This is a genomic window from Rhodoplanes sp. SY1, assembly GCF_046000175.1.
Classification (GTDB): Bacteria; Pseudomonadota; Alphaproteobacteria; order Rhizobiales; family Xanthobacteraceae; genus Rhodoplanes.
On record NZ_JBEOMB010000017.1, the window covers coordinates 42191 to 54740 of the forward strand.

Annotated in this window: 6 protein-coding genes; 3 read left to right on the forward strand and 3 right to left on the reverse strand. The window is 69.0% G+C overall.

The annotated features are described in order from the left end of the window. Window position 1: 1 nt before the first annotated feature. Genes glgB through ABTU92_RS06495 form a run of 3 tightly spaced genes read right to left on the reverse strand, consistent with a single transcriptional unit; the run spans window position 2 to window position 7510 of the window. Window positions 2-2164: a 1,4-alpha-glucan branching protein GlgB gene (glgB, locus tag ABTU92_RS06485; RefSeq protein WP_408088808.1), complete on the reverse strand. Its 2163-nt coding sequence runs from the start codon at window positions 2162-2164 to the stop codon at window positions 2-4. Further along, window positions 2161-5475 (reverse strand): maltose alpha-D-glucosyltransferase, encoded by a 3315-nt coding sequence (treS, locus tag ABTU92_RS06490; protein WP_408088810.1) that lies wholly within the window; start codon window positions 5473-5475, stop codon window positions 2161-2163. Before treS ends, glgB begins: the two co-directional genes overlap by 4 nt. 52 nt (window positions 5476-5527) lie before the next feature. Beyond that, window positions 5528-7510 carry an alpha-1,4-glucan--maltose-1-phosphate maltosyltransferase gene (locus tag ABTU92_RS06495; protein WP_408088812.1) on the reverse strand — a complete coding sequence of 661 codons (1983 nt, stop codon included), beginning with the start codon at window positions 7508-7510 and terminating at the stop codon, window positions 5528-5530. A 338-nt stretch (window positions 7511-7848) separates the two neighbouring features. Between ABTU92_RS06495 and ABTU92_RS06500 the strand changes: the two genes are divergently transcribed. The 3 genes from ABTU92_RS06500 (at window position 7849) to gloB (ending at window position 12476) form a co-directional block, all read left to right on the forward strand. Then, the gene (locus ABTU92_RS06500; RefSeq protein ID WP_408088814.1) at window positions 7849-9387 is read left to right on the forward strand and encodes a trehalose-6-phosphate synthase; all 1539 of its coding nucleotides are present in this window, start codon (window positions 7849-7851) and stop codon (window positions 9385-9387) included. A 69-nt stretch (window positions 9388-9456) separates the two neighbouring features. Then, a complete protein-coding gene (malQ, locus tag ABTU92_RS06505; RefSeq protein ID WP_408088816.1) occupies window positions 9457-11430 on the forward strand; it encodes a 4-alpha-glucanotransferase in 1974 nt (657 codons plus the stop codon). A 278-nt stretch (window positions 11431-11708) separates the two neighbouring features. After that, on the forward strand, window positions 11709-12476 hold the full coding sequence (gene gloB, locus ABTU92_RS06510; protein WP_408088818.1) for a hydroxyacylglutathione hydrolase: 768 nt from the start codon (window positions 11709-11711) through the stop codon (window positions 12474-12476). Window positions 12477-12550: the final 74 nt, after the last annotated feature.

The window sequence follows — 12550 nt, forward strand, 5'->3', positions numbered from 1 at the left end:
GTCACGCCTCCGGAACCAGCACGATCCCGGCCAGCGGCGGCAGCACCAGGTTCAGCACGGCGCCATGGTCGGTGTCCTCGGCCTGGATGCGGCCGCCATTGCCGATGTTGCCGCCGCCGTAAATCTCGGCGTCGGAGTTGAACACCTCGCGCCAGCCGCCGCCGAACGGCACCCGCAGCCGGTAGTTCTCCCGCGGCGCCGGCGTGAAGTTGACGGCGACGAGACAGACCGAGCCCGGATCGCGGCCGCGGCGCAGCCAGGCGAACACGCTGTTGTCGGCGTCGTCGACGACGAGCCACTCGAAGCCGCCGGGCTCGGCATCGAGCTGATGCAGGGCGGGCAGCGTCTTGTAGAGCCGGTTGAGGTCGCGGATCAGCGACTGGACGCCGGCGTGGTGCTTGTCCTCCAGCAGATGCCAGTCGAGACTGTGGTCGTGCTGCCACTCGCGCTCCTGGGCGAACTCGCCGCCCATGAACAGGAGCTTCTTGCCCGGGTGGCCGTACATGAACGTGTAGTAGGCGCGCAGATTGGCGAACTTCTGCCAGCGATCGCCCGGCATGCGGCCGAAGATCGAGCCCTTCCCGTGAACCACCTCGTCGTGCGACAGAGGTAGCACGAAGTTCTCGAAGAACGCGTACAGCATCCCGAAGGTGACGTCGCCGTGGTGATGCTTGCGATAGATCGGGTCCTTCGACATGTAACGCAGGGTGTCGTGCATCCACCCCATGTTCCACTTGAAGCCGAAGCCGAGCCCGCCGATGTCGGCGGGTCGCGACACCATCGGCCAGGCGGTCGATTCCTCCGCCATGGTGGTCGCGTTCGGGAAATTGCCGAACACCTCGGTGTTGAAGCGGCGCAGCAGGTCGATCGCCTCGAGGTTCTCGCGGCCGCCGTACTTGTTCGGGATCCAGCCGCCCTCGGGCCGCGAGTAGTCGAGGTAGAGCATCGAGGCGACCGCGTCGACGCGCAGGCCGTCGATCTTGTAGCGCTCCATCCAGAACAGCGCGTTGGCGACCAGGAAGTTCGCCACCTCGCGGCGGCCGAAATTGTAGATCAGCGTGTTCCAGTCGAGGTGCCGGCCCTGCATCGCATTGGCGTGCTCGTAGAGCGCCGTGCCGTCGAACTGGGCGAGGCCGTGGGCATCGTCCGGGAAGTGGCCCGGCACCCAGTCGAGGATGACGCCGACGCCGTGCTTGTGGAACGCGTCGACCATGCAGGCGAAGTCGTGCGGCGTGCCGAACCGGCTGGTCGGGGCGTAGAGGCCGGTCGGCTGGTAGCCCCACGAGGCGTCGAACGGATGCTCGGCGATCGGCAGCAGCTCGATATGGGTGAAGCCCATGTCGGCGACGTATTGGGGCAGCTGCTCGGCCAGCTCGCGATAGGTGAGCCAGGAGTTGTTGAGGTACGGATTGCGCCGCCACGAGCCGAGGTGGACCTCGTAGATCGAGATCGGCGCGTCGTGCCGGTTGATGCCGGCGGGGCCGGGCGTGATCTGCGGCAGGCTGGCCGGATCGACGATCACCGACGCGGTGAGCGGGCGCACCTCGGCCGAGAAGGCGTAGGGGTCGGCCTTGAGGAGCGGCGACGAGGAGTGCGGCCCGACGATCTCGTACTTGTACTTGTCGCCGGACTTGGCGTCGGGAATGAAGATCTCCCAGAAGCCGTTGCCGCGCACCCGCATGGCGTGACGGCGGCCGTCCCAGAAGTTGAAGTCGCCGACCACGCTGACCCGGCGGGCGTTCGGCGCGAACACGCCGAAGGCGACGCCCTGGACGCCCTCGTGCATCATCGTGTGGGCGCCGAGGCGGTCGTAGATCTGCAGGTGCGTCCCCTCGCCCATCAGGTAGAGGTCGAGATCGGAGAACACCGGGCCGAATCGGTAGGGGTCGTCGAGCGTGATCGCCTCGCCCTTGCCCCACGTGGCGAGCAGCCGGTAGTCGCGGCCGTTCGACGGCACCAGACCGGAGAACAGGCCCGCGTCGTGGAGGCGCTTGAGCTCGGCCTCCTGCCCGTCCGGGTAGCGGACGCGAACCTGGCGGGCGCCCGGCAGGTAGACGCGGACGATCGGCTGGCCATGATCGACATGCGGCCCGAGATAACGGAACGGGTCGGCGTGATAACCGCCGATGATGGCATGAGCCTCCGGGGTCACGACTTCAGTCATGGCTGCGCGCCTTCGACCGGAAAGAGAGCCCGTGCCAGCCCGGCGAGCGGCACATGGACCCAGTCGGGACGATTGGCGAACTCATATCCCACCTCGTAAACGGCCTTTTCCACAATGAAGAAACGCAGGAGGCGGTCGGCCGCGGCTTGATCGGAGGGCCACAGCCGGCTTCCGGCCGACGTTTCGCGCATGCACATCAGGAACGCATCCGTCGCCGCATTGCGCCAGGAGTCAAGTACCTCCATGAGTCGCTGCGGCCCGTCGGCGGCTTTCTCCAGGTGACGGATCAGGGCGGACGTCGCGGCGTAGTCGAGCGAACGCACGAAGCCGGCGGCATCGCGGGCCGATGGCGCCTTGCGAACCCGCTCGGCATGCGATCGCTCGGGCTCGCCCTCGAAATCGACGATCTGCACGTCGTCCTTTGCGATCAGAATCTGCCCCAAATGGAAATCTCCGTGATGACGGATCTTGTCGACATCGATCGGCCCCGCGCCGAACGACCCGGCGAGCAGGCCGGAGAGTGTCGCGATCGCCTCCTCCCGTCGCCCCAGCAAGAGCTGGGCCGACGGTTGAGCGGTCGGCGGAAGGCCCGGCTGCCGCCGCGCCAGCTCGGCGAACATCGCCTCGGCGTTGCGCACGAGCTCGGACGTCCATGTGTCGACATCCGACATGGTGACCGGCTCGGGCGCGAAATCGGCGACATCGGGACGACTCGCGAGCGCCAGATGCAGTTCCGCGGTGCGGCGGCCGATCTGGCGGACCCGGTTGACGAAGGTGATGTCCGGGGCCGGACGCGGCTCGGTCGCGCCCGGCAGCATGGCGACGTCCTCCAGCCAGCGATCGAGCGAGGCGGCGGTGTGCGACCACGCGTCACCCTGATTCTCGACGAAGCGATGCAGGACGGCGACGGCCGAGCGGACGCCGTCCTCGACCAGCTCGATCGTCCCCATCAACGGCGGCGTGTTGGCGAACGTGGTCGCGTCGGTGAGAAAGCGGCCGGTCTCGACCTCGGGATTCACCCCGGCCGTGATGCGCCGGTAGATCTTCAGCACGAACGAGTTGTCGATCAGGGTCGTCGAGTTGGTCTGCTCGACGCCGGCGCCCCGCACCATGGCGATGGGCGGCAGCGTGCTCGCGGCGAACCGCTCGGTGGGCAGGAACTCCAGCGTCGCCTCGCCGCCGCCGCGGCGCGCCCCCGCGTGGATCTGGCTGACGAGGCTCGAGACGACCTCGCGGTCGGCGACCGCATCGACCAGGGCGCCCTCGCGATTGGTGAGCCGCACTGGCGCCAGAACCGCGGTGAGCGGATAGTCGGCGCTGCGGTCGATGGGTCCCCAGCGCACCGCGAGCGGCAGCGCGTAGCGGGCGACCGCGCCGCTCGGGCCGACATGATCGACGACGGCGAGCACCGGCGGGAATGCGCCATCACCGAGCGGCACGAGCCGCGACACGCGGGTCTCGCCGCCCGCCATCCCCTTGCCGGCGAACCAGCGCCGGCCCGACAGGAAGGCCGGCAGCACCTCGCGCTCCAGCGGCTGGCGCACCCGCGCCTTGCCGAGAGAGCTCCAGTCCCCCTGAAGCACCAGCGTGATCCATTCGCGCGGCATGATGGTCTCCGGGCCGGGGCCGCCGCTCTCGTCGGAGAGCTGGAACCAGAAGAAGCCGTAGGGGGCGAGCGTGACGGCGAACGGCCCGTCGTCGATGCGCTTGAACCGCATCCGGCCGATCATCTCGATCGGCACCCGGCCGCGCCACGCCGACAGGTCGATCTCGGCCCACTGGGCCGAGCGCGACAGGTTGGCGACGCAGAGAATCACCTCGTTCTCGTGATGCCGGAGATAGGCCAGCACCGAGCGGTTCGACGGCCGCAGGATGGTCATGCCGCCGCGGCCGAACACCTTGCTCCCCTTGCGCACCCCGATCAGCCGCTTCATCCAGCTGTACAGCGACGAGGGCGAGCGCGCCTGCGCCTCCACGTTGACGGCCTGGTAGCCGTAGACCGGGTCCATGATCGGCGGCAGGAAGAGCTTCGCCGGATCGCAACGCGAGAAGCCGCCGTTGCGGTCGGAGGTCCACTGCATGGGCGTGCGCACGCCGTTGCGGTCGCCCAGATAGATGTTGTCGCCCATCCCGATCTCGTCGCCGTAGTAGACGACCGGCGTGCCCGGCAGCGACAACAGGAGACTGTTCATCAGCTCGATCTTGCGCCGGTCGTTGTCCATCAGCGGCGCGAGGCGCCGGCGGATGCCGAGATTGATGCGGGCGCGCGGATCGGCCGCGTAGGTCGACCACAGATAGTCGCGCTCGGCGTCCGTCACCATCTCGAGCGTCAGCTCGTCGTGATTGCGCAGGAACAGCGCCCATTGGCAGTTGCCCGGAATGTCCGGAGTCTGGCGCAGGATGTCGTTGATCGGGAAGCGATCCTCCTGGGCGATCGCCATGTAGATGCGGGGCATCAGGGGGAAGTGGAACGCCATGTGGCATTCGTCGCCGTCGCCGAAATAGGCGCGGACGTCCTCGGGCCACTGGTTCGCCTCGGCGAGCAGGAAGGTGCCGGGCGCGTAGGCGTCGAGCTCGGCCCGCAGCTTCTTGATCAGGTCGTGGGTCTCGGGCAGGTTCTCGTTGATCGTGCCCTCGCGCTCGACCAGATACGGAATCGCGTCGAGCCGGAAGCCGTCGACCCCGAAGTCGAGCCAGCGGCGCATCACCTGCACCATCGCCCACAGGACGCGCGGATTGTCGAAGTTGAGATCGGGCTGGTGCGAGAAGAAGCGGTGCCAGTAGTAGGCGCCCGCCTCCTGGTCCCAGGTCCAGTTCGACTTCTCGGTGTCGGTGAAGATGATCCGCGTGTCGAGGAACTTCTGGTCGGTGTCGCTCCACACGTACCAGTCACGCGCGTTCGAGCCGCGGCGCGAGCGGCGCGCCCGCTTGAACCACGGGTGCTGGTCGGAGGTGTGGTTGATCACCAGCTCGGTGATCACCTTCAGGCCGCGCCGGTGCGCCTCGTTCATGAACCGGCGGAAGTCCTTCATCGAGCCGAAGTCGGGGTTGATGCGGCGATAGTCGGCGATGTCGTAGCCGTCGTCGCGGCCCGGGCTCGGATAGAACGGCAGGAGCCACAGCGCCGTGACACCGAGATCCTGGATGTAGTCGAGCTGCTGGGTCAGGCCGTTGAAATCGCCGATCCCGTCGTTGTTGCTGTCGAAGAAGGACTTGACGTGAATCTGGTAGATCACGGCGTCCTTGTACCAGAGCGAGTCGCCGGACAGATCGGGGGCCGTCGCGGCGGCGATGTCGGACATAAGGTTCATGGGCTTCCGAGGCTGTTGACGGGGGTCGTCCGGCGATCGGGGCGCACCGCGATCAGGCGACGCAACGCAGGAGCACGATGGGGTCCCGGTCGGCGTCGATGGCGAGGCGCACCCCGCCCCATTCGACCAGCCGCCACTCGCCGGTGACCAGATTCTCCACCGCCCGCACCGGCCGGCGCGTCATCTCCGGCCCGATCCGCATGTCGCCGAAATGCAGCCACACGTCGTGCCGGCCGGGCACGAGCGCGACGGCCGCCGCGACGACGTTGTCGCGTCCGACCGATTCCTTCACGAAGCCGATCACGTTCGGGCTGTCGACGAGCGCGAACGCGAAATTCGACGTCTGCTGAAGCGCCGGATTGGCGCGGCGGACGCCATTGAGCATCGCGATGTAATCCTTGATGTGGCCGGGCGCGGTCCAGTCGCGCGGCTTGATCTCGTACTTGTCGGAATCGAGATACTCCTCCTTGCCGGGTGCGAGCGGCACGTGCTCCAGAAGCTCGAAGCCGGCGAACACACCATAGCTGCCCGCGAGCGTCGCGGCGAGCGCGACCCGCGACTTGAACATCCACGGCTCCCCACCCTGCAGATGATAGGGCAGGATGTCGGGCGTGTTGACGAAGAAGTTCGGCCGGAAATACTCCCGCTCCGGATGCCGGGTCAGCTCGGCCATGTAGGCGGACAGCTCGTCCTTGCCGGTGCGCCAGGTGAAGTAGGTGTAGGACTGCGAGAAGCCGAGCTTCGCCAATGCCTTCATGACCTTCGGCCGGGTGAAGGCCTCGGCCAGGAAGATCAGGTCGGGAAACCGTACCTGCACGTCGCGGATCATCCACTCCCAGAACGGGAACGGCTTGGTGTGCGGATTGTCGACCCGGATGATGCGCACGCCCTGCTCGGCCCAGAACAGCACGACGTCGCGCAGCGCCTGCCACAACGCGACGCGGTCGGCGCAGTAGAAGTCCGGGTTGGTGATGTCCTCGTACTTCTTGGGCGGATTCTCGGCGTATTTCATCGACCCGTCGGGACGCCACTTGAACCACTCGGGATGCTCCTTGATCCACGGGTGATCGGGCGAGCATTGCGTGGCGAAGTCGAGCGCGATCTCCAGCCCGTGCCCTCGCGCCGCCGCGACCAGGCGGCGAAAGTCGTCGAGCGTTCCCAGCGCCGGATGGATCGCATCGTGGCCGCCTTCCGCGGCGCCGATCGCATACGGGCTGCCGGGATCGTCCGGCCCCGCCTTCAACGCGTTGTTCTTGCCCTTGCGGTTCGTCGTGCCGATCGGATGGATCGGCGGAAAGTACAGGACGTCGAAGCCCATCGCGGCGATGTCGGGCAGCCGCGCGACGACGTCGTCGAAGGTGCCGTGCCGCGCCGGATCGTCGGTCTCGTTGCGCGGGAACAGCTCGTACCACGCACCGGCGCGCGCCCGCGCCCGCTCGATCATCATCGGGAACGGCTGGCTCCAGGTGAGATCGGGACGCGGCTCGACCGCCGCCATCGCGGCGGCGAGATCGGCGGCGAGCAGTGGACGTGCATCCTTGCTCGCATCGCACTGATCGAGCGCCGCCTGCAGCTTCCCGGCCGTGTCGCCGGCGCGCGGCAGCGCCGCCGCGACCAGGGCGCGGCCTTCCTGCAGCTCGAGCGCAACGTCCTGCCCGGCGCGCTGCTTGGCGAGGGTGTCGCGCCGCCAGGTGGCGAAGCCCGAGGTCCAGGTCTCGATCGCGAACACGTGACGACCGAGCTCGATCGGGACGAAGGTGCCGTGCCAGCGGTCGTTCTCGACATGCAGCATCGGCGCCGTCCACCAGCCGCGCTCGCCCTCGCGCCGCCAGCGCAGCGCCGCCACCGTCACCTCGTGGCCGTCACGAAAGATGTCGGCCCACACGTCCACCGGCTCGCCGACGATCCGCTTCACCGGGTGCCGGCCGGCATCGACGGTCGGATAGACGTCCTCGATGACATAGCGGCGACCATAGACGTCCGAATCGAGCGGCGTCGCGTCCAGGGCCGAGGTGAGGCGCGGATCGTGCGTCATGATCGACCATGTTCGTGTGTCGAGGCCATCTTCGTGTGCCGAGGGTCTCGTGTCGAGGCTACCCGGCGGCGCTACCCGACGGCGAACGAAAACGAATCAGGCGCGCTGCGGTTCCATCCCGCGGGCCCGGCCGGACCACTTCGCCAGGCTGCTGCATACCGCCGTGAAGCACCGAATCACGGATCGATCCTAGCGATGCTGCGCCTCGTTCCGACCGCCCGCGACGTCGCACCGCCGCCGCCCGCCCGGAACCCGAGACGACCCAAGTTGTTGTTCCCCGGCGCAAGTCGTCGGTCCCCAGCACCAAGGTGTCGGGGCAGTCATCAGGGAGGATCGTCTTGGGTATCGTCGTGGTGTCCAACCGGGTGGCGCGCGCCAAGGCCGACGAGCCGATGACGGGCGGCCTCGCTGCCGCCCTGCTGCCGGCCGTTTCCGAGTCGGGCGCCATCTGGGTCGGCGCCAGCGGACGGACCCGCGACGCCTGCGGCAAGGAGCCGTTGGTCGAGGTCGAAGCGCTCGGCAAAGGCGCACTGGCGACACTCGATCTGCCGACAGAGCACTACCGCGGCTACTACGAAGGCTTCGCCAATGGCGCCTTGTGGCCGGCGCTGCATTCGCGGCCCGACTTGATCGCCGCGAGCCCGCAGGACTACGCCTCCTATCGCGAGGTGAACTGCCATATGGCGCGCGCGCTGCTGCGCTTCTGTCGCGCCGACGCGACCCTGTGGGTGCAGGATTATCATTTCCTGCCGCTCGGGGCGGAGCTGCGCAAGCTCGGCGTCAGCCTGCCGATCGGCTTCTTCCTGCACACGCCGATGCCGGGTCGCGACGCCATGGTGGCGGTCCCGCATCATCGCGAGCTGATCGAGGCGATGCTCGCCTACGACCTGATCGGCTTCCAGACGATCGATTCGCAGCGCAATTTCGAGAGCTACCTGCGGCGCGAACTCGGCCTCGCCGCGATCGGCGCGGCATTGCCCGGCGCGACCCTGACCGGCACGACGGCCGCCGGCGCCGCCGTGACGGCCTCGACCGGCGCCACGTCGGTGCGGTCGCGACACGGCGAGACGCAGCTCGGCACCTTCCCGATCACCATCGACACCGAGCTGTTCGCCAGCCGCGCCACCAAGGCGGCGGCGCGCCCGGAGGTGTCGCGGCTGCGCTCCAGCCTGCAGGGCGGCAAGCTCGTCGTCGGGGTCGACCGCGTCGACTACTCGAAGGGCATCGCCAACCGGCTGCGCGGCTTCGGCCATCTGCTCGAGAGCGAGCCGGCGCTCCGACGTAACGTCACGCTGATGCAGGTCGCGGTGCCGTCGCGCGGCGACATTCCGGCCTACAAAGCGCTCAAGGCCGAGATCGCCGGCCTGGTCAGCGACGTCAACGGCCGCTTCGGCGAGCCCGACTGGGTGCCGATCCGCTACCTCGCCAAGGGCTATGCCCAGACCACCCTGGCCGGCTTCTACCGGACCGCACATGTCGGCCTGGTGACGCCCTTTGCCGACGGCATGAATCTCGTCGCCAAGGAATACGTCGCCGCTCAGAACCCGTTCGATCCGGGCGTTCTGGTGCTATCGGAATTCGCCGGCGCGGCGCGCGAGCTCGATGCGGCGCTGCTGGTCAACCCGCACGACACCGCGGCGATCGGCGCCGCGATCGGCACGGCACTCCGCATGTCGCTCGAGGAACGCATCGCGCGCTGGCAGGCGATGATGAAGGTCTTGCGCGCGACATCCGTCCAGCTATGGTTCGCCGACTTCGTTCGCACGCTCGACGACTCGGCCTACATGGCGCTGCCGGTCGTCTCGCAGGTCCCGACGGTGCCGGCGGTCGGATCGCGCGGCGCCGAGGCGCCGGTGGTGCGGTTCGAGCGCCACTGATCCGATCGCGACGGGTGAAACCGCGACGGGGAGCACGGGACACGTCTCGCGACGTGAGTGTCGAACGGCATGAGTGAAGGCGAGCTGAGCCGCCGCGCCGAGACCTTCGGCGTCGAGACGAGCTACTACGACGCGCGCGGCCAGTTCCGCGAGGTGAGCCAGGACGCGGTCGAGGCCGTGCTCGACGTGCTGGCGCGCAGCGGGCCGCCGCTCGGGGCCGAGCCGCATGTCCACGTCCGCCGCAAGGGACGCATCGAGCCGATCTACGGCGTCTGCGGCGACGGCACGACTTGGCGTCTGACGCGCACCGGCCGGACGGTCGCGTCCGGCACCTGCGAGCACGGCGCCGTGGTGCTGCCGGAGAAGACCAAGGTCGGCTCCTATCAGCTGCAGCTCGACCCCCCGGGGCCGCGTCCGCAGGCCGTCCTGGTGGCGCCGGAGGCGGCGTGGCAGCCGAAGGCGTTCGACAAGGGCGGCCGCGTCTGGGCGCTCGCCGTCCAGCTCTACGGCGTGCGCTCCGACCACAACTGGGGCATCGGCGACTTCACCGATCTGCGCGATCTGGTGCGCATCGCCGGCCGGCTCGGCGCCGCCGGCGTCGCGCTCAATCCGCTGCACGCCATCGCGCTCGACGATCCCGGTGCGATCAGCCCCTACTCGCCGACCTCGCGGCTGTTCCTCAATCCGCTCTACATCGACGTCGCCGCGATCCCGGAGTTTCCCGGCGCCGCGGCCGGCCTCGGCGACGACGTGGTGCGGCTGCGCGCCAGCCCGCAGGTCGACTATGCCGGCGTGATCCCGCTCAAGCTGAAGGGCCTGCGCATCGCCTTCGAGGCGTTCCGCGAGCGGGCGAGCGACGAGCGCCGCGCCGACTTCGCCGCCTTCAAGGCCGAGCGCGGCGACTGGCTCGCCGGCTACTGCGCCTTCATGGTGCTGCGCGCCCGCCATGGCGGCCCGTGGTGGAACTGGCCGGAGGAGTGGCGGGCGCCGTCGCGCGAGGCGATCGCCTCGCTCTCCGAGAGCGCCGCCGCCGACATGGAGTTCCACGCCTTCGTGCAGTGGACGGCGGACCGCCAGCTCGCCGCCTGCAGCGCCGCCGCGGCCGAGGCCGGCATGCCGGTCGGCCTCTATCTCGACGTCGCGGTCGGGGTCGCGGCCGACTCGGCCGACGTGTGGTCGAGCCAGGGCGCCTATGTGCGCGAGCTCTCGGCCGGCGCTCCGCCCGATCTCCTCAACACGGCCGGGCAGGACTGGGGCCTCGCCTCGTTCAATCCGCGCGTCCTGATGGCGACCGACTTCGCGCTCCTGCGCGAGACGCTGCGCGCCGTGATGCGCCATGCCGGCGCGATTCGGCTCGACCACGTGCTCGGCTTCAACCGGCTCTACATGGTGCCGCATGGCTTCAAGGCCGACCAGGGGACCTATGTGCGCTTCCCGCTCGAGGCCATGATGGCGGTCGTCGCGCAGGAGAGCCAGGCCGAACGATGCATCGTGATCGGCGAGGATCTCGGCACCGTGCCGGACGGCTTCCGCGAGACGCTGGCCGGCTGGAACGTGTGGTCCTACCGGATCATGCTGTTCGAGCGCGAATGGACGACCGACAGCTCGTTCTCCCCGCCGGGCAAGTATCCGGCGCAGGCGCTGGTGTCGTTCTCGACCCACGACCTGTCGACCTTCTCGGGCTGGATGTCGGGCCACGACCTCGCCGTCAAGCACGGGCTCGGCCTCGATCCCGGCGAGACCGGCGACGAACGCCAGGAGGCCCGAACCCGGATCGCCGAGGCGCTGCGCCGCGACGTCGCGGCCGAGCACGTCTCGTTCGACGACATCGCCCGCTTCCTCGCCCGCACACCGAGCCGCCTGATGGTGGTCGCCGCCGAGGACGCCTTCCAGGTCGCCGACCAGCCGAACGTGCCCGGCACCATCAACGAGCACCCGAACTGGCGCCAGAAGCTCCCGGTCCGTCTGGAGGATTTTTCGAACGACCACCGCCTGACCGAGATCGCCCGCATCCTGCGCGAGGAAGGCCGCGCGTTCGGGTGAGTTGTTTGGACGTCATGGCGTCCTGATGATCGAAGCGTTCCGGTTCGCAGCATCCGTGCCCCGGACAAGGCGCGTCAGGCCGAAGGCCTGATGCGCCGCAGAGCCGGGACCCAGGGGCGTCGAAGCGAAGCTTGGCGGCGTCGTTCTGGGTCCCGGTTCGCGGCGCCTTGCGCCGCGCCCCGGGACACGATGCCTTGCCTCGCGCGACCTTGTTGCCGTTGCGCAATCGCCCGGTTCATCCTAGGTCCAGACCGACCTCATCGAGCGAACGGAACCCCATGGCCGCCCAGACCCATCTCTTCAAGTGCCTGTCCGACAATTTCGGCGTGCTGATCCACGATCCGTCGACCGGCGCGACGGCGTCGATCGACGCGCCCGAGGCGTGGGCCGTCGACGCGGCCCTGAAGGAAACCGGCTGGACCCTCACCGACATTCTGGTGACGCATCATCACGGCGACCACACCGGCGGCGTCGCCGAGCTGAAGGAGCGGCACGGCTGCAAGGTGACGGCGCCGCGCCACGAGAAGCAGCCGATCCCGGCCGTCGACGCCACCGTCGCCGAGGGCGACACCGTGACGGTGGGAGGCCTCACCGCGCGGGTGCTCGACACGCCCGGCCACACGGCCGGCCACATCGCCTATGTGTTCGACGCCGACAAGATCGCCTTCGTCGGCGACACGCTGTTCTCGATCGGCTGCGGCCGGGTGATCGAGGGCACGCCCGAGCAGATGTGGGGCTCGCTCCTCAAGCTGCGCGCCCTGCCCGACGACACGACGATCTATTGCGGGCACGAGTACACGCTCGCCAACATCAAGTTCGCCCAGACCATCGAGCCCGACAACGCGGCGCTGACGGCCCGCGCCGCCGAGGCCGAGCGGCAGGTCGCCGCCGGCCGGCCGACCATTCCGGTGATGCTCGGCGCCGAGAAGCAATCCAACCCGTTCCTGCGCGCCGACGTGCCCGCCGTGGCGGCCGCCGTGAAGCTCGCCGGCAAGCCGGCCGCCGCCGTGTTCGCCGAGGTGCGCGAGCGCAAGAACCGGTTCTGACGACCTTGCCGCACGCTCGGAAATTGTCCGTCACCCTGAGGCGGCCGCGCGACGCGCGGCCCTCGAAGGGCGAC